This window comes from Nocardioides pyridinolyticus (assembly GCF_054653575.1).
In genome coordinates this window covers 31,913-54,785 of the sequence record NZ_BAAIFY010000022.1, presented here as the reverse complement: position 1 = coordinate 54,785, position 22,873 = coordinate 31,913, and the positions used below count along the sequence as shown (strand labels likewise).

The window sequence follows — 22,873 nt, the reverse complement described above, 5'->3', positions numbered from 1 at the left end:
ACCATGACCACGTTGAACGGGACCGCCATGCCCAGCCGCCGCATCCGGTACGCCACCGCCCTGCTCGCCTGCGCCACCGTGCTGCTCGCCGGGTGCAGCAGCGACGGCCACGACGGCGAGACCGGGAAGTCCGAGGTCATCGTGACCGTCGACCCCGCCGAGGCCGCGGCGCTCAAGGTCCCCGAGCGCCGGTTCTTCAGCGACGACTCGCCGTGGAACCAGCGGATCGACTCCGTCGACCCCGACCCGAACTCGGACACGATGATCGACCTCGCCCAGGAGCGCATCGGCGTCCTCGAGGGCCCGAACGGCACCACCACGCGGACCCGCGACCTGGTCGACGACGGTCTCTACGTCAACACCACCCGCTGGACCGTCCCGGTCGTGGCCGGCGGTCGCCCGACCCAGCTGGTCTGCCGCCAGCTCGTGTGCGGCGACGGCGCGAACACGACCACGCTCAACATCCCGGACGACGTCGACCCGGACCCCCGCTACGACGGCTGGTACACCGTGTTCGACACCTCGGCGTCGGTCGCCTACGACCTGTGGCGCGCGCGCCGCGAGGACGAGAACACGATCTCCTACAACTACATGCGCAAGTGGGACCTCAACGGCCCGGGCTTCAGCCCGCCGTGGACCGAGGGCGCCCGGGGCTCCGGCCTGCCGCTGTTCGCCGGCCTGATCCGCCCCGGCGAGCTGGAGTCCGGCGAGATCAACCACGCGCTGGCGATCAGCCTGCCCGGCCCGGCGGCGAACATCTTCGTCCAGCCGGCGTCGTCCACCGACGGCAACGGCCGCGCCCGCTCGATCCCCGAGGGCGCCCGGATCCGACTCAAGCGCGACGTGGTGCTGCCGCAGCCGGTGGACCCCATCACCGGCAAGAAGATCAAGCTGACCGCGCAGCAGCAGCGGCTCGCGGACGCGATCGTGGCCTGCCTGCGCACCTACGGCGCGATCGTCGTCGACCGCGCCGCGGTCCCCACGCTCTACGCCCAGCGCGACGTCACCGACGGGCTGATCCGGGGCAACGAGCTGCAGGGCCTGACCCTCCAGGACTTCGAGGTGCTGCCGATCGGCAAGACCTACCACTACCCCCCGGAGGAGGACGAGGTCGAGTCGCTCGAGTCGTCTCCGTCCGTCTCGCCGAGCAGCTCTCCGTCGAGCTCGCCTGACCTGGGGGATCAGTGATGTACCGCCGACGAACCCTGCGCACCATGAGCGCGCTCGCCGTCGCCGGCATGGGCCTGTCGCTGCTCGCGGCGTGCTCGGACCCGTCGCAGGAGGCCACCGACCGGGTCAGCCAGGGCGAGGCCGCGGACTTCCGCGCGGAGCAGAAGCGCCAGGCCGACATCGACAAGGCGTACGCCGCCCTTCCGCAGCGCCCGTCCGGCATCGTCGACCTCGACGGCTCCACCAGCGGGTCCCTCACCCCGGCCGAGGTCGCGCTCTACGAGGCGACCCCGAACGCCGCCGAGGTCCGCTACGCCGACAACGGCGAGGACCAGGCGTTCCAGGAGCTGTGCGCCGGCCGGATCGACCTGGTCGACTCGGCCCGCCCGATCAGCCGCGCCGAGTGGGAGGCATGCCAGGCCGTGGGCCTGGACGTGGTCCGGTTCCAGGTCGCGTCCGAGGGCCTCGTGGTCGCGATCAAGTCCGAGACCGACGTCGGTGCCGACTGCCTGGACCTCGACCAGGTGCGCGACATCTACCGCGCCGGCTCGCCGCTCACGAACTGGAGCCAGGAGCCGCTGGGCTTCGACGACGTCCCGCTCAAGGTGGGCGGCCCGAGCACGGAGAACACCGGGTTCGGGTTCTTCGGGCGCTCCATCCTCGGTGCGCCCGAGCCGTCGCGGGTCGACCTGCGCTCGGACTACTACCTCGCCGAGACCGACGAGGCGGCCCGGCTGTTCGTCGTCGGCGAGCCGTGGATGCAGGTCCGCGCGGCCCAGTACGACGACGCCGCCCGGATCCGCGCCCAGGCCGACCAGGAGCTCCAGAACGCCCGCCAGGAGATGCTGGCCGCCCGCGACGAGCTCCAGATCGCGCTCGCCGAGCGAGCGAAGGGGATCCGCGACGGGCGGCCCCCGGCCGACAAGGCCAAGGACCAGGCGCGCGTCGACAAGGCGTTCGAGCGCCGCTCCAAGGCGCGGAACCGGCTCAACGCCGCGCTTGCCCGCTACAAGACCGTCGACGGGCGCTACTCCGGCATCGCCCGGGCGCGCACGATCTACAACGGCTACCGCGGGCACGTCGCCTACTTCCGGTTCAGCTACTACGAGCTGTTCGAGGACCAGCTGCGGCCCTTCGAGATCACCCGGCCCGACGGCCGGACCAACTGCATCTTCCCGAGCCAGCGGACCATCACCAGCGGCGAGTACCCGCTCTCGCGGCAGCTGCTGATCACCACGACCACCCGGTCGCTGGCTCGCAACGAGGTGCGCGCCTTCCTGAAGCACTACCTGGAGTCCGCGCAGACCCTCGCGGAGGAGCAGCGCCTCGTCGCGCTGCCCGACGAGACCGTGCGGATCGAGCAGGGCTGGCTCGAGGGCCAGGCGCCGCAGCTGTTCGCACCGGACGACGACGCCACCGAGCCGGCCACCCCGGTGCAGAGCGAGAAGCCTGCTCGATGAGCCTCCGGCGCCCACGACGCCTCGTCGCCCTGGCCCTGCCGCTGCTGCTCGTGCCGGCCGCGGTGGGCGTGGCACCGACGTACGCCGGCGCCCAGCGGGCGAAGACGGAGGTGCAGCAGTCCGACCGCCGGGTCGTGAAGTGGCAGGGCTTCCAGAAGCGGCCGAGGTACGTGAAGGCCACCGACGTGCCCGGTATCGGGCACGTCGAGCTGGTCTGCCGGCCGAACGCCACGATGGTCCGGGTCCGCGCCAACGACCGCCGGGCCGAGACCCAGATGTGGCTGGCGAAGTTCGAGACCAAGGACGGCACCGACCGGGTCGCGGTGAAGAACGTCCGGGTCTTCACCTACGCCACCGCCGCGGACAACGGCTCCGGCGGCACCGGACAGCAGGCGCACGAGGGGCTCAACCAGAGGACCCCGATCGAGGACTTCGCGAAGGGCTGGGCCTACGGCGTCATCAGCCAGCGGCCCGGCCGGCACCACGACGGCGGCGGCCCCTTGGCGCTGCCGGCGACGTCGTTCCGGCTCACCTGGTACTGGGAGCGGTTCGCCTACCCCGGGAGCCAGTTCTGCAAGATGGCGCTCGCCCTGCGGACCGACACCACCCAGCAGTTCGGGCTGAGCTGGCACGGGGACACCGAGGCCGCGAGCCGCAGCAGGACCACCGCCGTGCTCCCGGGCGTCGGCGAGGCCATCCTGACGTGCGAGACCGGCCGGTACGGCGAGCAGTCGATCGCGCTGCGCCCCGAGAGCCCCGACGCCTACATGGACTACGAGGTGGTCCGCGGCGAGGGCCAGGTCGCCGACCGCGTGGACAAGTACACCAACCTGCCCTACGACCCCGTCACCGGGCTGCTCGGGCCGGTCGACCTGCCCACCAACGGCATGATGCGCATCTGGTGGTCGGTCAACGGCGCCAAGTCGGCGTGGGCGCTCTCGTCGTACATGGTCACCAACAACGAGAAGAAGCCCGAGCTCAACCTCTGTGAGGTCGCGGCGACCCGGATGCCGTGAGCGCCTCGGTCACCACGCCGAGGACGGGCACCGCGCCGGACTCGACGTCGGCGACCGGGACCCAGGCCACGGCGTCGGTCGTGCCGTCCTCCTCGGCCAGGACCGGCTCCGCGCCCTCGGGCAGCGTCACGTCGAAGACCAGCGCGACCGAGTGGAAGTCCTCGTAGCGTCCGTTCGGGGCGGTGCCGCTGAAGTGCTCGTCGTGCACCGCGACCAGCTCGCCGACCGCGCCCTCGACGCCGCACTCCTCGCGGACCTCGCGCAGCAGCGCGGCCCGCGGCGGCTCGCCGTGGTCGACGCCGCCACCCGGCAGCGTCCAGGAGCCGGTGTGGAAGCCGCGCCGGGAGATCCGGACCAGCAGCACGCTGGCACCCTCCGGGTCCTCGCGGCGCACGAGCGCGTAGGCGCCCAGCCGCTGGTGGCGGAACGGCTTGTGGTCGGCCAGCGCCTCCAGCACCATCGGCGCCACGGGCACGCTCCCGTCGAGCACGGCCGCGACCGGGTGCCAGGCGGCCGCCATCGTCGAGCCGCCCACCTCCACGACGCGCGGCTCCGGAGCGTCGAGCGGCACCCACCCGTCGTACACGATCCGCAGGGCGTGGGCGTCCACCCGCCGGCCGTCGCGCCAGACGCCGGGCAGGTGCGCCGAGTACACCCGGGCGGTCTCCCCCACGACGGCGTCGAGCCCGGTCTCCTCGTGCACCTCGCGGACCACGGCGTCGCGTGGGTCCTCGCCGTGGTCGAGGCCGCCGCCGGGCAGGGTCCACAGCTCGCCGGGCGTGATCCGCTCCGCGAGGCGGGTGAGCAGGATCGCGCCGTCGCGCAGGATGACGGCGTACGCCGCCACCCGCTGCCGCTTCGGCAGGCCCGCCATCAGGAGAAGGGCGGTCGATGGTCGCGGGCGATCGAGCGTCGGCCGGCCCAGCGCCACACCCGAGCGGCACGGTCGCGGTCCTCGTCGGTCACCAGGTTGCCCATCCAGCGCAGCGCCAGCGTCATCAGCCAGTCCGAGCGCATGCCCGCGGGCCCGAGCGTCGGCAACAGGCGCGGGATCGTCACGAGCCCGGCCAGCCGGCGCGCGATCGAGAACGACTCGCCGTAGTGCTCGCGCAGCAGCGCGGGCCACGCCGAGGCGAGGTCGGCGCCGTCGACCAGCATCTCGGCGACCAGCCGGCCGGTCTCGAGGCCGTAGTCGATGCCCTCGCCGTTAAGCGGGTTCACGCACGCGGCGGCGTCGCCGATCAGCGCCCAGTTCGGGCCGGCGACGTTCGACACCGCGCCGCCCATCGGCAGCAGCGCCGAGGTCGGCATCCGAAGGTCGCCGCTGAGCTGGAAGTCCTCGCGGCGCTGCTCGGCGTAGAACGACATCAGCGGCTTGATCGCGACGTCGGCGGGTCGCTTGGCGGTCGCGAGCGTGCCGACGCCGAGGTTCACCTCGCCGGTCCCGAGAGGGAAGATCCAGCCGTAGCCCGACAGCACCGCGCCGTCCTGCCCGCGCAGCTCCAGGTGCGAGCTGATCCACGGGTCGTCGGCCATCCCCGAGGCGACGTACGACCGTCCGGCGACGCCGTAGACCGTGTCGCGGTGCCACTCCCGGCCGAGCACCTTGCCGAGCGGCGAGCGGACGCCGTCCGCCACGACCACCCGCTGACAGGCGATCTCGACCGGCCCGTCGGCCGTCCGGAAGGCCACCGCGGCGACCCGGTCGCCCTCGCGGCGGACGTCGAAGGCGCGGGCGCCGTCCACCGCGACCGCCCCCGCCTTGATGGCGGTGGTGCGCAGGTGGTCGTCGAGCTCGGTGCGCGCGACCGCCGAGCCCCAGTCCGGGAGGTTGCCGCCGGGCCAGGGCAGCAGGAGCGTCTGGCCGAACCCGTGGGCCCGCAGGCCCTGGTTGACCGTGTGCGCCCGCAGCCAGTCCTCGAGACCCAGCCGCTGGAGCTCACCGATGGCGCGCGGCGTCAGCCCGTCACCACAGGTCTTGTCGCGCGGGAAGGTCGCCGCGTCGGCGATCACCACGTCCAGCCCGGCGCGCGCCGCCCAGGCCGCGGCGGCCGACCCCGCGGGGCCGGCGCCGACGACCAGCACGTCGGTCTGCGCGGGGATGCTGCTCACGGGTTCATTCTCGCAGGCAGCCGCCCACGTCCCGAAGTGGGCCGAGTCGGCGCAGTCTCAGCTGAGACTGCGCCGACTCGGCGGAGGTGGTGCGTGGGCGCGGACGAGGTACCGCCCGGGGTGGTGCCGGTGACGCTGTAGGTTCCCGCGTCCAGCGCGGTCCCAAGGGTGAAGGTGATCTGCGTTCCACCCGCGTTGACGGTGAGACCGGTCGTGACGGGCGCCGGAGCACCGGTCCCGGTGATCGTGACCGTGGTCGCTCCGGTCAGGTTCGAGCCCGCGACACCGTCGGGGTTGCGGGCGCCGGGGTACCGACCGTGAAGTTGAAGGCGGTGGAGCCGGTCGCCGAGATCGCGAAGACCCGGATCGAGTAGTCGCCGGCCGGCAGCGCCGGCAGGGTCACCTTCGCGGAGGTCGCGCTGGTCACCGAGATCTTCGAGCCGTTCAAGACCTTGCCGGCGGCGTTCTTGACCACGAACTTCTTCAGGCCCGTCAGGCCGGTACCGGTCAGGGTGACCCCACCGGTGGTCGGGGTCGGGGCCGCGACGCGGTCCACCTCGACGGTGGCGCTCGCCTCCTACTTGGTGGTGACCACCAGCTCGCCGTCGGTGACGGCCGCACCCTTCGGGATCGTGACGGTCAGCTTGTCGGAGACGCCCTTGGCGGGCTTCTTGAACGACGCCTTCGCACCGGCGAAGGTCACGCTCGCGACCAGGTCGAGGTTGGTGCCCGTCAGCTCGACGGCCGAGGCCTGCTCGACGTACGAGGTGCCGGAGACGGCGGTGACCGTGACCGGCTTGCCCGCGTAGGTCACGTTGCCGACGTAGGTGGTGGCCGCGCCGTCCGCGACGACGACGTCCTGGATGCCGACCAGGCCGGCAGGGAACGCGACGGTCAGCTTGGTCGCGGTGACGCCGTCCTTGTTCGTCTTCGCGGCGCTCCTGGCCCGACCAGGGGCCCGCCCAGGAGCGGCGAAGGCCCCACCACCCACGCGGGGCGATGGGGCCTTCGACGAGCGTCAGCTCAGTTCTGGTACGACCCGAAGTCGAAGTCGTCCAGGGCGACAGCCTGACCCGAGCCGTTGCCGAACTCGTAGTCGTAGGAGTCGTAACCGGTCACGGAGTACGCCGCGGCGCGGGCCTCCTCGGTGGGCTCGACCCGGATGTTGCGGTACCGCTCGAGGCCGGTACCCGCCGGGATCAGCTTGCCGATGATCACGTTCTCCTTCAGACCGCGCAGCGAGTCCGAGCGGCCGTGGATCGCCGCGTCGGTGAGGACGCGGGTGGTCTCCTGGAAGGAGGCCGCCGAGAGCCACGACTCGGTCGCCAGCGAGGCCTTGGTGATGCCCATGAGGACCGGGCGACCCGAGGCCGGCTTGCCGCCCTCGGAGACCACGCGCCGGTTCTCCTCCTCGAACCGCACCCGGTCGACCAGGTCGGACGGGAGCAGGTTGGTGTCACCGGACTCGATCACCGTGATCCGGCGCAGCATCTGCCGCACGATGATCTCGATGTGCTTGTCGTGGATCGACACACCCTGCGAGCGGTACACGGCCTGGACCTCGTCCACCAGGTGCTCCTGGGCCCGGCGGACACCGAGGATCCGCAGGACGTCCTGCGGGTCCGGCGTACCGAGCGTGAGCATCTGGCCGACCTCGATGTGGTCGCCGTCGGCGACCAGCAGGCGCGAGCGCTTCGAGACCGGGTACTCCTGGACCTCGGAGCCGTCGTCCGGCGTGAGCAGGATCTTGCGAGCCTTGTCGGTCTCGTCGATCTCCACGCGGCCGGAGGCCTCGGCGATCGGCGAGCGCCCCTTCGGGGACCGCGCCTCGAAGAGCTCGACCACACGCGGCAGACCCTGCGTGATGTCGTCGGCCGACGCCACACCACCGGTGTGGAAGGTACGCATCGTCAGCTGCGTGCCGGGCTCACCGATCGACTGGGCCGCGATGATGCCGACGGCCTCGCCGATGTCGACGAGCTTGCCGGTGGCCAGCGAGCGGCCGTAGCACTTCGCGCAGGTGCCGGTGCGGGCGTCGCAGGTCAGCACTGAGCGGACCTTGACCTCCTCGATGCCGGCCGCGACGAGCTCGCCGATCTTGACGTCGCCCAGGTCCTCACCGGCGGCGGCGAGGACCTCGCCGGTCTCCGGGTGGGTGACCTCGGTGGCCGCCGAGCGGGCGTACGCCGCGGTCTCGGCGTTCTCCGCCTTCACCACGGAGCCGTCCTCACGACGCTCGCCGATCCGCTTGGGCAGACCACGCTCGGTGCCGCAGTCGTCCTCACGGATGATGACGTCCTGCGAGACGTCCACCAGACGACGGGTCAGGTAGCCCGAGTCGGCGGTACGCAGCGCGGTGTCGGCCAGACCCTTGCGGGCACCGTGGGTCGCGATGAAGTACTCGAGAACGGTCAGGCCCTCGCGGAAGTTCGACTTGATCGGCCGCGGGATGATCTCGCCCTTCGGGTTCGCCACGAGACCACGCATGGCGGCGACCTGCCGGATCTGGTTCATGTTTCCGGAGGCACCCGACTCGACCATCATGTAGATCGGGTTGGCGCGGTCGAACGTCGTCTCCATCGCCTTCCCGACCTCGTTGGCCGCCTGGGTCCAGATCTCGATGAGCTCCTGGCGGCGCTCCTCGTCGGTGACCAGACCACGCTCGAACTGCTTCTGGACCTTGGCCGCCTGGGACTCGTAGCCCGAGAGGATCTCGCCCTTCTGGCCCGGGGTGGTGACGTCGTCGATGGAGACGGTGACGCCCGACCGGGTGGCCCAGTGGAAGCCGGTGTCCTTGAGCGCGTCCAGGGACGCCGCGACCTCGACCTTGGTGTAGCGCTCGGCGAGGTCGTTGACGATCGCGCCGAGGGCCTTCTTGCCGACCTCGTAGTTCACGTACGGGTAGTCGGCCGGCAGGGTCTCGTTGAACAGCGCGCGACCCAGGGTGGTCTCGAGGGTCATCGTCTGCGGGCCCTCGAGCTCGCCGGCGAGCTCGAGCGGCGGGACGACGTCCTCGAACCGGATCTTGACCGGCGTCTGGAGCGAGATCTCCTCGTGGTCGAACGCCATGATCGCCTCGCCGACCGACGCGAAGGCACGGCCCTCGCCCGGCTGGTCCGGACGGTCGGTCGTCAGGAAGAACAGACCGATGATCATGTCCTGGGTCGGCATGGTCACCGGGCGACCGTCCGACGGCTTCAGGATGTTGTTCGTCGACAGCATGAGGATCCGGGCCTCGGCCTGGGCCTCCGCCGACAGCGGCAGGTGCACGGCCATCTGGTCGCCGTCGAAGTCGGCGTTGAACGCCGAGCAGACGAGCGGGTGGATCTGGATGGCCTTGCCCTCGATCAGCTGGGGCTCGAACGCCTGGATGCCGAGACGGTGCAGCGTGGGCGCACGGTTCAGCAGCACCGGGTGCTCGGTGATCACCTCTTCGAGGACGTCCCACACGACCGGGCGGGCGCGCTCGACCATCCGCTTGGCGGACTTGATGTTCTGCGCGTGCGACAGGTCGACGAGGCGCTTCATCACGAACGGCTTGAACAGCTCCAGCGCCATCTGCTTGGGCAGACCGCACTGGTGCAGCTTCAGCTGCGGACCCGACACGATGACCGAACGGCCCGAGTAGTCCACGCGCTTGCCGAGCAGGTTCTGGCGGAAGCGACCCTGCTTGCCCTTGAGCATGTCGGACAGCGACTTCAGCGGCCGGTTGCCCGGGCCGGTGACGGGACGACCGCGGCGGCCGTTGTCGAACAGCGAGTCGACGGCCTCCTGGAGCATCCGCTTCTCGTTGTTGACGATGATCTCGGGCGCACCGAGGTCCAGCAGCCGCTTGAGGCGGTTGTTCCGGTTGATGACGCGGCGGTACAGGTCGTTGAGGTCGGAGGTCGCGAAGCGGCCACCGTCGAGCTGCACCATCGGACGCAGGTCAGGCGGGATGACCGGGACGGCGTCGAGCACCATGCCCTGCGGCTTGTTGCCGGTCTTGCGGAAGGCGTCGACGACCTTGAGCCGCTTGAGGGCCCGGACCTTGCGCTGGCCCTTGCCGTTGGCGATGGTGTCGCGCAGGTTCTCGACCTCGGCCTCGATGTCGAAGGACTGGAGGCGCTTCTGGATCGCCGTGGCGCCCATGTGGCCCTCGAAGTACTTGCCGAACCAGTTCTTCATCTCGCGGTAGAGCATCTCGTCGCCCATGAGGTCCTGGACCTTGAGGGACTTGAAGGTGTTCCACACCTCGTCGAGACGGTCGATCTCGCGCTGCGAGCGGTCGCGGAGCTGCTTCATCTCGCGCTCGGCGCCGTCCTTGACCTTGCGGCGCTGGTCGGCCTTGGCACCCTCCGCCTCCAGGGCGGCGAGGTCCTCCTCGAGCTTCTTGGAGCGGTCCTCGATGGCACCGTCGCGGCGCTTCTCGAGGCGCTCGCGCTCGAGCTGCACCTTGCCCTCGAGCGAGGACAGGTCGCGGTGACGGGCGTCCTCGTCGACGGCGGTGATCATGTACGCCGCGAAGTAGATGACCTTCTCGAGGTCCTTCGGCGCCAGGTCGAGCAGGTAGCCCAGGCGGCTCGGCACACCCTTGAAGTACCAGATGTGCGTGACCGGGGCGGCCAGCTCGATGTGGCCCATGCGCTCACGGCGCACCTTGGACCGGGTCACCTCGACGCCGCAGCGCTCACAGATGATGCCCTTGAAGCGCACGCGCTTGTACTTGCCGCAGTAGCACTCCCAGTCCCGGGTGGGACCGAAGATCTTCTCGCAGAAGAGGCCGTCACGCTCGGGCTTGAGCGTGCGGTAGTTGATGGTCTCCGGCTTCTTGACCTCGCCGTGGCTCCACGTGCGGATGTCGTCCGCGGTGGCCAGGCCGATCCGAAGCTGGTCGAAGAAGTTCACGTCGAGCACGGTGGCTGCAACCCTTCGGTAGTTCTAGAAAAGTGAAGTAGGGGGCGGAGGCGGGGCCGGCCGGAGCCGGCCCCGCGGCTCACACCTCTTCGACCGAGCTGGGCTCGCGACGGGACAGGTCGATGCCGAGCTCCTCGGCGGCGCGGAAGACGTCCTCCTCCGCGTCCCGGAGCTCGATCTGCGAGCCGTCCTGGCTGAGCACCTCGACGTTCAGGCAGAGCGACTGCATCTCCTTGACGAGCACCTTGAACGACTCGGGGATGCCCGAGTCGGGGATGTTCTCGCCCTTCACGATGGCCTCGTAGACCTTGACGCGACCGGGCACGTCGTCGGACTTGATCGTGAGCAGCTCCTGGAGGGCGTAGGCGGCGCCGTACGCCTCCATCGCCCAGACCTCCATCTCGCCGAACCGCTGGCCACCGAACTGGGCCTTACCGCCCAGCGGCTGCTGCGTGATCATGGAGTACGGGCCGGTGCTGCGCGCGTGGATCTTGTCGTCCACGAGGTGGTGCAGCTTCAGGATGTACATGTAGCCCACGGAGACCGGCGCCGGGAACGGCTCGCCGGAGCGGCCGTCGAACAGGTTCGCCTTGCCGTTCTCACCGATCAGGCGGACACCGTCACGGGTCGGGTACGTCGAGCCGAGCAGGCCGGTGATCTCGTCCTCGCGGGCGCCGTCGAACACCGGGGTCGCGACCTTGGTGTTCGGCTCGGCCTTGTCCGCGTGGATCTTGATCAGGCGCTGCTTCCAGTCCGCGCTGTCGGGGTCCTCGGACAGGCTGAGGTCCCAGCCCTGCTTGGCCAGCCAGCCCAGGTGGAGCTCGAGGATCTGGCCGATGTTCATCCGTCGCGGGACACCCAGAGGGTTGAGGATCACGTCGACCGGGCTGCCGTCCTCCATGAACGGCATGTCCTCGACCGGCAGGATCTTCGCGATGACGCCCTTGTTGCCGTGGCGGCCGGCGAGCTTGTCACCGACGGAGATCTTGCGCTTCTGCGCCACGTAGACGCGGACCAGCTGGTTCACGCCCGGGGGCAGCTCGTCGCCGTCCTCGCGGTCGAAGACCCGGACGCCGATGACCGTGCCGGACTCACCGTGCGGCACCTTCATCGAGGTGTCGCGGACCTCGCGCGCCTTCTCACCGAAGATCGCGCGGAGCAGCCGCTCCTCGGGGGTCAGCTCGGTCTCGCCCTTCGGGGTCACCTTGCCGACGAGGACGTCACCGGTGGTCACCTCGGCGCCGATGCGGATGATGCCGCGCTCGTCGAGGTCGGCGAGCATCTCCTCGGAGACGTTCGGGATGTCCCGGGTGATCTCCTCCGGACCCAGCTTGGTGTCGCGGGCGTCGACCTCGTGCTCCTCGATGTGGATCGAGGTGAGGATGTCCTCCTGCACCAGGCGCTGGCTGAGGATGATCGCGTCCTCGTAGTTGTGGCCCTGCCACGGCATGAACGCCACGAGCAGGTTGGTGCCCAGCGCCATCTCGGCGTCGTCGGTGCACGGACCGTCGGCGATCGGCGAGCCGACCTCGACCCGGTCGCCCTCGGCGACCAGCGGGCGCTGGTTGATGCAGGTGCCCTGGTTCGAGCGGCGGAACTTCGCCAGCTTGTAGGTCGAGTAGGTGCCGTCGTCGTTCATCGTCTCGATGACGTCGGCGGAGACCTCCTTGACGACACCGGCGGCGCTGGCGGTGACGACGTCACCGGCGTCGACGGCGGCGCGGTACTCGATGCCGGTGCCGACCAGCGGCGCGTCGCTCTTGATGAGCGGCACGGCCTGGCGCTGCATGTTGGCACCCATGAGCGCGCGGTTGGCGTCGTCGTGCTCGAGGAACGGGATCAGGGCCGTCGCGACCGACACCATCTGGCGCGGCGAGACGTCCATGTAGTCCACCTCGTCGGCCAGGACCTCGGAGACCTCTCCGTCGCGCTGACGGACCAGCACCCGCTCCTCGACGAAGCGCATCTTGTCGTCGAGCGGGGCGTTGGCCTGCGCGATGACGAAGCGGTCCTCGTCGTCGGCGGTCAGGTAGTCGACCTTCTCGGTGACCCGGCCCTTCTCGACCCGGCGGTACGGCGTCTCGACGAAGCCGAACGGGTTGATCCGGCCGAACGACGCGAGCGAGCCGATCAGACCGATGTTCGGGCCTTCCGGCGTCTCGATCGGGCACATGCGGCCGTAGTGCGACGGGTGGACGTCGCGGACCTCCATGCCGGCGCGGTCGCGGGACAGACCACCGGGGCCGAGCGCCGAGAGGCGACGCTTGTGCGTCAGGCCGGCGATCGGGTTGGTCTGGTCCATGAACTGCGACAGCTGCGAGGTGCCGAAGAACTCCTTCAGCGCCGCGACGACCGGGCGGATGTTGATGAGGGACTGCGGCGTGATGGCCTCGACGTCCTGGGTCGTCATCCGCTCGCGGACCACGCGCTCCATGCGGGCCAGGCCGGTGCGGAGCTGGTTCTGGATCAGCTCGCCGACGGTCCGCATGCGGCGGTTGCCGAAGTGGTCGATGTCGTCCGCGGTGATGTCGAGGGTGCCCTGCGGCGCCTCGACCTGCTCGCGGCCGTCGTGCAGGGCGACGATGTACTTGATCGCCGCGACGACGTCGTCGATGGTCAGCGTCTGCTGGTCGAAGGCCTCGACCAGGCCGAGCTTCTTGTTGATCTTGTAGCGGCCGACCTTCGCGAGGTCGTAGCGCTTGGGGTTGAAGTAGTAGTTGTTCAGCAGCGTCTGCGCGGCCTCACGCGTCGGCGGCTCGCCCGGACGGAGCTTGCGGTAGATGTCGAGCAGCGCGTCGTCCTGGTTCTGGGTGTGGTCCTTCTCCAGGGTGAGCATCATCGACTCGTACTCGCCGAACTCCTCGCGGATCTGCTCGTTGGTCCAGCCGAGGGCCTTGAGCAGCACCGTGACGTTCTGCTTGCGCTTGCGGTCGAGGCGGACGCCGACCAGGTCACGCTTGTCGATCTCGAACTCGAGCCAGGCGCCCCGGCTCGGGATCAGCTTCGCGGTGTAGATGTCCTTGTCGGAGGTCTTGTCCGCGGTGCGCTCGAAGTAGACGCCCGGGGACCGGACCAGCTGGGACACCACGACCCGCTCGGTGCCGTTGATGATGAAGGTGCCCTTGTCGGTCATGAGCGGGAAGTCGCCCATGAACACGGTCTGGCCCTTGATCTCACCGGTGTCGTTGTTGGTGAACTCCGCGGAGACGTAGAGCGGAGCGGAGTAGGTGAAGTCCTTCTCCTTGCACTCGTCCACGGTGTACTTGGGGTCGTAGAAGACCGGGTTCTCGAACGACAGCGACATCGTCTCGGAGAAGTCCTCGATCGGGGAGATCTCCTCGAAGATCTCCTGGAGACCGGACTTGGAGGAGACGTCCTCGCCCTCGGCGCGGCGGCGCTCGACGGCGGCCTGCCACTTCTCGTTGCCGATCAGCCAGTCGAAGCTGTCGGTCTGGAGGGAGAGGAGCTGGGGGAGCTCGAGGGGCTCGGTGATCTTTGCGAAAGAAATGCGGCGGGAGTTACCGGAGGTGCTGCGCGCGGCCAAGAGGTGTCCTTCGACGGTTCGCTCTTCGAATCGCGTCCGGCCCACCACAAAGTCGGCCACCGGGCAGGCCGACGAGCATTTGAGGGCAGACGCAACGATGAAGCGTACCCCAAAGCGCAGGGCAAGACAAACGCCCACGTGGTTCGCTGCCGACGATCATGAACGCCGAACCCGCCGAGGTCAAGCAGCGCGGCCGGATCGGTGGAGGACCGACGTGATCAGGTGTCCATCCCGGCCACCAGCCAGTCCCCGTCGACCCGCTGCATCGTGATCGTCACCCAGTTCTTGAAGACCTGGGGCTCCTGGGACTGCTTGTTGGTCCGCGACTGGTTGACCAGCACGAACACCTCGACCCGGTCCTCGCCGGCCCGGGTGATGCTCGAGGACACCAGCTCGGCCTGGACGACCGTCCCGGTCGAGGGGGCGTTCTGCTCGATGATGCCGTCGAAGAGCTTGTCGTACTCCTTGCGGTAGTCGCCGGTGAGGTACTGCTGGGCGGCCGCCTTGGACTCGTCGAGGCGGTTGGCGTCGTAGGACAGGATCGGCACGACGGCCCGCTCGGCCGCCGACTGCGCCGCGGCGGTCGCGTCCTCGACCGCGGCGTCCGACGGCTCGGAGACGAAGCGCCACCCGGCGACCACGGCCACGACCAGGACGGCCGCGGCCAGCGCGAGGAGCAGCCAGCCCGGCACGCCCCGGCGCTCCGGGGCCGGCGCGTCCGGGACCGGTGCGTGCGTCTCGACGCGCGTCTCGGGGTAGCGGGCCGGCTCGGGCTGGGGCGCCAGCTGCGCGTCGTACGCCGCCCGGCGGGCGGGGTCGAGCAGCACCTCGGCGGCCTGGTTGAGCGTCGCGAAGCGCCGGTCGGTGGGGTCGAGGTCGGCGATCGCCGTGCGCCAGGCCGCGCGGATCTCCCCGGCGGACGCGTCGGGCGCGACGCCGAGCAGGTCGTACCAGCTCGGGCTGGCCGGCGGGGTGCTCACGAGCCCTCCCCCGTCACCGGTGCGTAGTCGTCGACGAGCCACTCGCCGTCGGTCTTCACCAGGTCGACCTCCCAGCGCAGCACGTCCTCGCCGGCGGCGATCCGCTTCGACTCGTCGTTCGGGTGCTTGGGGTCGGGGTAGCTGCCGGTCAGCCCCGCCGCCACCAGCACGACCGCGGAGTCCTCGTCGAGGTGCTGCACGCCGACGCCGAAGACCTCGGCCGAGCGGGAGTAGCCGGCCTGGGCGACGGTCTGCTCGGCGATCGGCAGGCCGGAGGACTCGAAGTCCGTGGCGAACTTGGGGGTGATCACCTCGTCGACCTGCTCCTGGTAGGCGGTGAGGTGCTTCTGCTCGTCGAGGTCGTCCGGGCCGTAGGTGTTCAGCCGCAGCACGAACTGCCGCGTCTGGGACATCACGGCGTCGCGCTCCTGCTGGAGGTCGGCCGCCTCGTCGGAGCGGGTGCTGAGCACCCAGACCAGGCCGCACGAGGACGCGATGAGCAGCACGACCAGGACGACGAGCAGCACCAGGCGGAACGTGGTGGAACGCGGCGTGTCGTCAGTCCCTGCGGTGGTCACCGCGCCAGGGGCTGGAGGAACAGCCACTTCCACGACTCCTCTCCGAAGGCAAGAGGTGCCAAGGTACCGGGTTGGTCCAGCGCCGGGTCCACCCGTGCGCCCCAGCGCAGCTCGCCGGAGTCCGGGTCGTACGCCGCCACCGGGGCCCGGTAGGCCGCGCCGGTCCTGGGGAGGTTCTGCGGACCACGGGCGTTGCTCTGCGCGATCGGCTCCCGGCAGCCGGCGTCGGTGTTCATCGGCCGGTTCGAGCCGTCCGACGGCGGCCGGGTGTCGGTGCCCTCGTAGCCGTGGTGGCAGACCGGGTTGTCGGTCATGATCAGGCCGAAGTGCGCGTCGTAGAGGCCGGTGTCCGGCGACTTGGAGACGACGGTGAAGCCGCCCTCGACGACGTAGGGGTAGATGACCAGGATCTGCTCGATGCCGGGCAGGTGGTCGACGATGACCTCGCCGGAGGTGACGGCGTTGTTGATCAACGCGCCGAGGTCGACCCCGTTGTCCTCCAGGAAGGTGCGCAGCTGGGTCGCGGTCCCCGACCCCTCGTCGATCACCTCACGCAGCGCCTTGTCCGACCCGGCCAGCGAACCGCTGAACAGACTCAGGTCGCGGGCGAAGGTGCGGATCGCGCTCGCCTTGGCGACCTGACCCCGGAGCACGATGTTGCTGTCGCGGATGAGCGCGGTCGTGACGTCGAAGTTGGCGTCGGCCGTCTCCAGGAACGAGTTGCCGGTGTCGATGATCCGCTGGAGGTCCTCGCCGGTGCCGCCGAACGCCTGGCCGAGCTCGTCGACGGTGGTGCTCAGGGCCTCCTGATCGACCGAGGAGACCGTATTGGAGATGTCGGTGAGCAGCTTCTGGGTCGGGATCGGCGTCCGGGTGTCGTCCATCGCGATCTCCGAGCCGTCGGAGAGGTACGGCCCGTCGTCGGTCTTCGGCTGGAGCTCGACGTACTGCTCGCCGACGGCCGACCGGTTGCCGACCACGGCGAGGGTGTCGGCCGGGATGGCGTCGTACCCCTTCTCGACGTCGAGGTAGACGTCGACGCCCTCGTCGGTCAGCTCGAGCTTCTCGACCTGGCCGACCTGCACGCCGCGGTAGGACACCTCGCCGCCGGCGAAGATGCCACCGGAGTCGGCGAAGTGCGCGACCACGGTGTAGCTGTCGTCGACGATGAGCCGGTCGAGCCGGGCGTAGCGGGCCCCGACGTAGCTGACGCCGAGCAGCGTGATCGCGACGAACACGAGCAGCTGGATCTTGGTGCGGCGGGTGATCATCGGGTCGACACCATCCCGGGGACGAGGAGCTGGACGAGCGCGGGGTCGAAGGCGCGGCTCAGCTGACCCATGGTCGGGCCGCGGGGCGACGACGAGATCGTCGAGCCGACGCCGGCGCGGTTGAGGCCGAACACGTCGCCGAGGCCGCCGATCCCACCCTCGGTGGGCAGCGGGTGGTGCGGAAGGCCCGGCACCTGGTTCAGCGCCTTGCAGACCTCGGTGTCCTCGTGCTTCTTGCGCAGGCACGCCTCGCGGAGCTTGGCGATCCCCTCCGGTGTCGCGAGCAGCTTCTGGCAGGGCTTGCTGGCGAGGTCGCCGCTGCGCAGGCAGCGGGTGAGCCGGTTGACGATCACCGTCGGGTCGAGGTTACTGGGGAGCAGCGTGGGCGGCTCCGACGGGATACCCGTCGGCGGGCCGGTCACACCGCCGGAGACGTCGATGTCGTCGAGCTGGATCGACAGGTTGGTGTAGTCGCCCATGTGCAGGTTGCGAGCGACCTGGGGGTCGCGGCCGACGACCTCGTCCACGAACGGGTAGGTCAAGAAGACGTGGAAGGACTTCACGAACGCGTCGCCCGCGTTGCCGAGCTCGGTCAGCACCGGATTGAGCTGCTTCAGCGTGTCGATGGTGCCCTGCTTCGAGGCCTCGATGACCCGGACGCCGACGTCGCCGAGCTCGCTGAGCTTCTCGAGCATCGTGACCAGGTCGTCGCGCTGCTGGTCGAGCGACTCGAGCGCGCTCGGCAGCTCGTCGAGCGCGGAGTCGATCGAGTCCTGCTGCTGGCGCACCGAGACCGCGAGGTCGTTGACCGACTCGATCGCGTCGACGATGTCCTGCTTGTTCTCGTCGAGCTGGCGCATGAAGATGCGGATCTGCTCGAGCACCGAGCGGGCGGTGCCCTCACGGCCCTCGAGCGCCTTGTTCAGCTCGGAGGAGATCGTCTTGAGCTGGGCCACGCCACCGCCGTTCAGCAGCAGGCTCATCGCGCCGAGGACCTCCTCGACCTCGGGGTTGCGGCCGGTGCTCTCGAGCTCGATCACGTCGCCGTCGGCGAGCGGCTCGCTCGAGGCGCCCGACTCCGGCGCCTGGAGCGACACGAACTTCTCGCCGAGGAGGCTGGTCTGCCGGATCTCCGCGATCGTGTTCGCCGGCAGGCCGCTGTCATCGGGGATCTGCATCGTGACGACGGCGTGCTCGCCCTCGAGGTCGACGTCGGTGATCTGTCCGACGCTGACGTCGTTGATCTTGACCGTCGACTTCGGGACCAGGTCCAGGACGTCGACGAACTCGGCCTTGACCGTGATCGGGTCGTCGACGGACGTGCCGCCGGGCAGCGGCAGCTGGTAGACGTCGAAGTCGCAGCCGGTCAGCAGCACCGAGCCCGCCACCGTGGCGACGAGGGCGCTGAGCAGCCGCTTCGTCCGGGTCATCGGCCCTCCCCCACGAGGCCGCCGAGCGTGCGGTCGTAGACGTCGCCGCGGGCACCGACGCCGTTGGTGCCGGTGCGGCCGAGCGCGCCCTGGACCAGGTCGCAGAGGGCCCCGGTGTCGTCGGCCGGCTCGAGGAAGCTGCACAGCAGCAGCTCCGGGTCGGACTCGATCTGGTGGATGACGTTGCCCATGTTGGAGTTGGTGTCGAGCGTGCCGGCCTGCGGGTTGTAGGTCAGCGCCAGGTTGTTCAGCGCCAGCGGTGCGGCGTCGAGGATCTCGTCGAGCTCCGCCCGGCGCTTGACCAGCACCTCGGAGACCCGCTTGAGGCCGGTGATGTTGCGGCCGAGCACGTCGCGGTTCTCCTTCACGAACGTCGAGACCTGGCCGAGCGCGGTGGCGAGGTGCTCCAGCGACGCGGACAGCTCCTGGCGCTCACCGGCGAGCATCGTGGACACCTCGGCGAGGGAGTCGTTGAAGCGGCGTACGGTCTGGTCGTTCCGCGCGAGCGTGCTGATGAAGCCCTCGAGCTCCTCGGCGGAGCCGAACAGCTCCTCCTTGTTGTTGTCGAGGGTCTCGCTCAGCCGGCTGAAGTCCTCGATCGTCTGGTGGAAGCGGGCGCCCTGGCCGCCGAAGTTCTCGGCGGTCACCTCGAGGAGGTCGCTCAGCGCGCCGTTCTTGTTCGCCCCGGTCGGGCCGAGCGCGACGGTGAGGTCGTCGAGGCTGGAGTAGATCTGGTCCAGCTCCAGCGGTACGGCGGTCCGGTCGGTGTCCAGGGTCGCGTCGTCGACCAGCACGTCGCCGCCGGTGTAGACGGGGGTGAGCTGGACGAACCGGTCGCCGACGATCGACGGCGCGATGATCGCGGCCTTGGCGTCGGCGGGGATCTTCACGTCGGCGTCGTAGGACATCGTGACGACGACGTCGGTGCCGGACGGCGTGACGGTGTCGACCTGGCCGATCGACACGCCCAGCACCCGCACGTCGCTGCCCTCGTACACCGAGACGGTGCGCGGGAAGTGCGCGGTGAGCGTCTTGCGCTCGTCGCCGCCGAACATCACGACCGCCGCCGCGACCAGCAGCGTCACGATGATCGCGGGGACGATGGCGCGCTTGAGGAGGTTCATCCGATGCCACCGCCGTTCTGGGCGTCGGGGACCGGCGGCATGTTCTGGATGTAGGTGTCGAACCACGGGCCGTTGCCGAGCGTGCTCGCGAAGACCCGGTAGAACGGCGCCATCAGCCGCAGGCTGTTGTCGAGGTTGTCCTGGTTCTTGTTGAGGACGTCGAGGACGTTGTCGAGGTGCTCGAGCGCCGGCTTGAGGTCGGCCCGGCTCTGGCGGACCAGCAGGGTGAGCTCCTTGGACAGCTGGGAGGTGGACGTCAGCAGGTTGTGCACGGCGTCGCGGCGGGCGACCAGCGCCCGGAACAGCACGTCGGAGTCCCGCATCAGCGCGACGATGTCGTCGTCGCGCTCGCCGAGCACGCCGGAGACGCGCTCGAGGTTCTTGAGCAGCGTGTTGATCTGCTCGTCGCGGGCGGCGAGGTTCGACGACAGGTCCGAGACACCGGCGAGCGCCGACCGGAACTCGTCCGGGGTGTTGCGGCTCAGGTCCGCCAGCGTCGTCAGGGACTCGGCGAGACGGTCGGTGTCGATCCGCTCGGCCGTCTCGGCGAAGCCGGAGAACGCCTCCACCACGTCGTACGGCGAGCTGGTCCGCTCGACCGGGATCTCCGACCCCTCCTCGAGCTGGCCCTCGCCGGCGGGCTCGAGCGAGAGGTACATCGCGCCGAGCAGCGTCTTGACCTTGATGGCCGCGCGGGTGTCGTCGCCGAAGCCGGAGTCGGTGTCGATCCGGAAGGTGACCTTCACGTGGTCGCCCTCGAGCTCGACCGTCTCGACCTTGCCGACGCGGACGCCGGCGATGCGGACCTCGTCGTTGGGCTTGAGACCACCGGACTCGGAGAAGGCGGCGTAGTAGGTGTCGCCGCCACCGATCACCGGGAGGTCCTGGGCGCGGAAGGCGGCCAGGATCAGCAGCGCGATCACTGCGAGGCTGGCCGCCCCGACGACCACGGGGTTGCGTTCGCGGAAGGGGGTCATCCGAGATCACACCTCGCCGTGCCCGTGGTGTAGGCGACCGGGACCGACTGGCCACCGGGCAGCTTGATCCGTCCCTCGAAGTGGCACAGGTAGAAGTTGAACCACGAGCCGTACGTCGCCGTGCGGCCGATCTTGTTGAGCTTGATCGGCAGCACCTGGAGCGCGCGGTCGAGCTCGGCCTTGCCCTCGTCGAGGGAGCCGGCGACCCGGCGCAGCTGCTTGACGTCGGACACGAACGGCGCCCGGATGCCGGAGACGAGGTCGGCGGTCTGCACCGACAGCGCCGAGATCTGGTCGAGCGAGCCGAGGATCGCGTCGCGGTCCTTCTTCAGCCCTCCGACGAAGGTGCGGAAGGTCGTGATGAGCCGGCTGAGCTGCTCGTCACGGTCGCCGATGTGGTCGAGGACCTGGTTGAGGTTGTCGACCAGGTCGCCGATCACCTGGTCGCGCGCGGCCAGCGTGGTCGTGACCGACGCGGTGTGGCCGAGCAGGCTCTCGAGCGTGCCGCCCTCGCCCTGGAAGACCTGGACGATCTCGTAGGAGAGCTGGTTGACGTCCGTCGGCGAGAGGGCCTGGAAGAGCGGCTTGAAGCCGTTGAAGAGCACGGTCAGGTCGAGGGCCGGGGTCGTCTGGCCGACCGGGATCGTCGAGCCCGCCTCCAGCGGGTCGGTGTCGCCGATGCCCTCGGAGAGGGCGATGTAGCGCTGGCCGACCAGGTTGCGGTAGCGGATCGCCGCGCGGGTCGCCTCGCTGAGCGTGGTGTCCTCCTCGACGGTGAAGGTGACCAGCGCCCGGTTGCGGTCGACGATCTCGATGCCCTTGACGGTGCCGACCTTGACGCCGGCGACCCGGATGTCGTCGCCCTTCACGACGCCGGTGGCGTCGACGAACTCGGCCTTGTACTCGTGCTGGGGTGCGAACGACACGTTGCCGATCATGATGACGAGCAGCGCGGTCGCCAGCGTGGTGACGACCATGAAGACCACCAGCTTGGTGAGGTCGACGGCAGTGCGGGGGTCCAGAACCTTCATCGCAGCGACACCTCCGCCCCGCGGGCCATCGGGCCGACCAGCAGCAGGCCCAGGTCGGGTACGTCGGAGGAGCTCACGCCGAGCGCCGGGCCGAGCAGCGACCGCAGCAGGTCGCTCTCGGCGGCGGTACCGACCGTGGTCCGGAAGTACTGGTTCGGCGCGACGCGCGAGGTGCCCTTGCCGGTCGGCTCGTCCACACCGTCGTCGAAGTCGGGCTGGTGGCGCACCGGGTTCGACTGCGACCACGGCGGGTTCGGCAGGTGGAGGCAGCTGGCCGGGCCGCGGTCCTCGCCGAAGTGCGGCCGGTCCTGCGGGCCGTAGGGGCGGGGCTGGTTGGGCAGCGTCTCGAGCACGATGTGCAGCATGAAGCCGCGGAACGCCTCGGCCTGGAGGGCGCCGGCGTTCACGATGCCCTTGGTCAGGCACTCGTACTCGGGGGCGTACTTGGCGAAGACGCCGAACTGCTCGTCGCCGATCTCGCTGAGGCGGATCATGTTGTCACCGTTCGCATCGAGGAAGCCGCGGGCGGTGTCGGAGAACGAGGAGACGTCCTGGAACAGGGCGTTGAGCCTGTCCTCCCGCTCCTCGAGCGTCCCGGTCGTCGTGACGGTGTCGTCGAGGATCTGCGCGATCTGCGGCATCACCTCGGCGTAGGTGTCGGACACCTGCGCGGTCAGGCGGAGGTCGTCGATCAGCTGCGGGAGCTGCGGGTTGAACCGCTTGAGGTAGCTGTCGACGGTCTCGAGGTTGCCGCCGAGCTGGTCGCCGCGGCCCTCGAGCGCGGTGGCCATCGCGTTGAGCGTCATGTTCAGGTCGGCGGGCTGGACCGTGCGCAGCAGCGGGTAGAGGTCGGAGAGGACCTTCTCGACCTCGATCGCGACCTTGGTGCGCTCGATGGTCTGCCCGACCTGGATCGGCTCGGGCGCCGGGTCCTCGGGGATCTCCAGCGCGACGTACTTCTCGCCGAAGAGGGTCTTGGGGACGATCGAGCCGGTGACGTTCGCCGGGATCGTCTCGGTCTCGTCGGGGTAGATGCCGAGCGTCAACTCCGCGCCGTCGGCGTTCGTGTCGAAGTCGAGGACCTCGCCGACGATGACGCCGCGGACCTTCACGTCGGCGCGGGCCGGCAGCTGGAGGCCGATCTTGGACGTCTGGAGCTTCACCTCGTCGTACTCGGAGAACTTCTTGGTGAAGATCGCGTAGGTGAACCAGATCCCGGCGAGCAGCATCAGGATGAAGGCCACACCGAGGACCTTGTGGGTGGATTTCAGGCGCACGCGTCGA

The 22,873-nt window shown here is 69.8% G+C and carries 17 protein-coding genes; 3 read left to right on the top strand and 14 right to left on the bottom strand.

The window, feature by feature from the left end; translation table 11 throughout:
* Positions 1–3 precede the first annotated feature (3 nt).
* The 3 genes from ACYQ0U_RS17410 to ACYQ0U_RS17400 are packed head-to-tail and all read left to right on the top strand — an operon-like array spanning position 4 to position 3,646.
* Positions 4–1,188, top strand: coding sequence for a hypothetical protein (locus ACYQ0U_RS17410; RefSeq protein ID WP_459975143.1), 1,185 nt, complete (start codon positions 4–6; stop codon positions 1,186–1,188).
* A 26-nt stretch (positions 1,189–1,214) separates the two neighbouring features.
* Entirely contained in the window at positions 1,215–2,630 is a 1,416-nt protein-coding gene (locus ACYQ0U_RS17405; protein WP_459975142.1) for a substrate-binding domain-containing protein, read from the top strand.
* Complete coding sequence (locus ACYQ0U_RS17400) at positions 2,627–3,646, top strand: hypothetical protein (RefSeq protein ID WP_459975141.1); 1,020 nt, start codon at positions 2,627–2,629, stop codon at positions 3,644–3,646. The genes ACYQ0U_RS17405 and ACYQ0U_RS17400 overlap by 4 nt, the downstream gene beginning before the upstream one ends.
* Here the strand turns inward: ACYQ0U_RS17400 and ACYQ0U_RS17395 are convergent.
* The 14 genes from ACYQ0U_RS17395 to ACYQ0U_RS17330 all read right to left on the bottom strand — a co-directional run bounded on the left by ACYQ0U_RS17395 (position 3,609) and on the right by ACYQ0U_RS17330 (position 22,833).
* The gene (locus ACYQ0U_RS17395) at positions 3,609–4,520 is read right to left on the bottom strand and encodes an NUDIX domain-containing protein (protein WP_459975140.1); all 912 of its coding nucleotides are present in this window, start codon (positions 4,518–4,520) and stop codon (positions 3,609–3,611) included. The two genes, ACYQ0U_RS17400 and ACYQ0U_RS17395, sit on opposite strands and share 38 nt — an antisense overlap.
* On the bottom strand, positions 4,520–5,758 hold the full coding sequence (locus ACYQ0U_RS17390; protein WP_459975139.1) for a geranylgeranyl reductase family protein: 1,239 nt from the start codon (positions 5,756–5,758) through the stop codon (positions 4,520–4,522). Before ACYQ0U_RS17390 ends, ACYQ0U_RS17395 begins: the two co-directional genes overlap by 1 nt.
* A 265-nt stretch (positions 5,759–6,023) precedes the next feature.
* Positions 6,024–6,314 carry a hypothetical protein gene (locus ACYQ0U_RS17385; protein ID WP_459975138.1) on the bottom strand — a complete coding sequence of 97 codons (291 nt, stop codon included), beginning with the start codon at positions 6,312–6,314 and terminating at the stop codon, positions 6,024–6,026.
* 21 nt (positions 6,315–6,335) lie between these two features.
* Positions 6,336–6,749, bottom strand: a complete 414-nt coding sequence (locus ACYQ0U_RS17380) for a hypothetical protein (RefSeq protein WP_459975137.1) — start codon at positions 6,747–6,749, stop codon at positions 6,336–6,338.
* A 32-nt stretch (positions 6,750–6,781) separates the two neighbouring features.
* A complete protein-coding gene (locus tag ACYQ0U_RS17375) occupies positions 6,782–10,654 on the bottom strand; it encodes a DNA-directed RNA polymerase subunit beta' (RefSeq protein ID WP_459975136.1) in 3,873 nt (1,290 codons plus the stop codon).
* Between the two features lie 79 nt (positions 10,655–10,733).
* Complete coding sequence (gene rpoB, locus ACYQ0U_RS17370; RefSeq protein ID WP_459975135.1) at positions 10,734–14,198, bottom strand: DNA-directed RNA polymerase subunit beta; 3,465 nt, start codon at positions 14,196–14,198, stop codon at positions 10,734–10,736.
* 218 nt (positions 14,199–14,416) lie between these two features.
* Positions 14,417–15,178 (bottom strand): J domain-containing protein, encoded by a 762-nt coding sequence (locus tag ACYQ0U_RS17365; protein ID WP_459975134.1) that lies wholly within the window; start codon positions 15,176–15,178, stop codon positions 14,417–14,419.
* Positions 15,175–15,705 (bottom strand): hypothetical protein, encoded by a 531-nt coding sequence (locus ACYQ0U_RS17360; protein ID WP_459975133.1) that lies wholly within the window; start codon positions 15,703–15,705, stop codon positions 15,175–15,177. Before ACYQ0U_RS17360 ends, ACYQ0U_RS17365 begins: the two co-directional genes overlap by 4 nt.
* Positions 15,706–15,752: 47 nt before the next feature.
* Complete coding sequence (locus tag ACYQ0U_RS17355; protein ID WP_459975132.1) at positions 15,753–17,027, bottom strand: MCE family protein; 1,275 nt, start codon at positions 17,025–17,027, stop codon at positions 15,753–15,755.
* Entirely contained in the window at positions 17,024–18,457 is a 1,434-nt protein-coding gene (locus tag ACYQ0U_RS17350; RefSeq protein WP_459975131.1) for an MCE family protein, read from the bottom strand. Before ACYQ0U_RS17350 ends, ACYQ0U_RS17355 begins: the two co-directional genes overlap by 4 nt.
* Entirely contained in the window at positions 18,454–19,581 is a 1,128-nt protein-coding gene (locus ACYQ0U_RS17345; RefSeq protein WP_459975130.1) for an MCE family protein, read from the bottom strand. The genes ACYQ0U_RS17350 and ACYQ0U_RS17345 overlap by 4 nt, the downstream gene beginning before the upstream one ends.
* A complete protein-coding gene (locus tag ACYQ0U_RS17340; RefSeq protein WP_459975129.1) occupies positions 19,578–20,558 on the bottom strand; it encodes an MCE family protein in 981 nt (326 codons plus the stop codon). The genes ACYQ0U_RS17345 and ACYQ0U_RS17340 overlap by 4 nt, the downstream gene beginning before the upstream one ends.
* Positions 20,555–21,589, bottom strand: a complete 1,035-nt coding sequence (locus ACYQ0U_RS17335; RefSeq protein WP_459975128.1) for an MCE family protein — start codon at positions 21,587–21,589, stop codon at positions 20,555–20,557. The genes ACYQ0U_RS17340 and ACYQ0U_RS17335 overlap by 4 nt, the downstream gene beginning before the upstream one ends.
* Positions 21,586–22,833, bottom strand: a complete 1,248-nt coding sequence (locus tag ACYQ0U_RS17330; RefSeq protein ID WP_459975127.1) for an MCE family protein — start codon at positions 22,831–22,833, stop codon at positions 21,586–21,588. Before ACYQ0U_RS17330 ends, ACYQ0U_RS17335 begins: the two co-directional genes overlap by 4 nt.
* Positions 22,834–22,873 lie beyond the last annotated feature (40 nt).

Coding starts and splice junctions, on each gene's coding strand:
- ACYQ0U_RS17410 (WP_459975143.1), top strand. CDS start 4: ATGACCACGTTGAACGGGACCGCCATGCCCAGCCGCCGCATCCGGTAC.
- ACYQ0U_RS17340 (WP_459975129.1), bottom strand. CDS start 20,558: ATGACCCCCTTCCGCGAACGCAACCCCGTGGTCGTCGGGGCGGCCAGC.
- ACYQ0U_RS17350 (WP_459975131.1), bottom strand. CDS start 18,457: ATGACCCGGACGAAGCGGCTGCTCAGCGCCCTCGTCGCCACGGTGGCG.
- ACYQ0U_RS17400 (WP_459975141.1), top strand. CDS start 2,627: ATGAGCCTCCGGCGCCCACGACGCCTCGTCGCCCTGGCCCTGCCGCTG.
- ACYQ0U_RS17335 (WP_459975128.1), bottom strand. CDS start 21,589: ATGAAGGTTCTGGACCCCCGCACTGCCGTCGACCTCACCAAGCTGGTG.
- ACYQ0U_RS17405 (WP_459975142.1), top strand. CDS start 1,215: ATGAGCGCGCTCGCCGTCGCCGGCATGGGCCTGTCGCTGCTCGCGGCG.
- ACYQ0U_RS17345 (WP_459975130.1), bottom strand. CDS start 19,581: ATGAACCTCCTCAAGCGCGCCATCGTCCCCGCGATCATCGTGACGCTG.
- ACYQ0U_RS17395 (WP_459975140.1), bottom strand. CDS start 4,520: ATGGCGGGCCTGCCGAAGCGGCAGCGGGTGGCGGCGTACGCCGTCATC.
- ACYQ0U_RS17355 (WP_459975132.1), bottom strand. CDS start 17,027: ATGATCACCCGCCGCACCAAGATCCAGCTGCTCGTGTTCGTCGCGATC.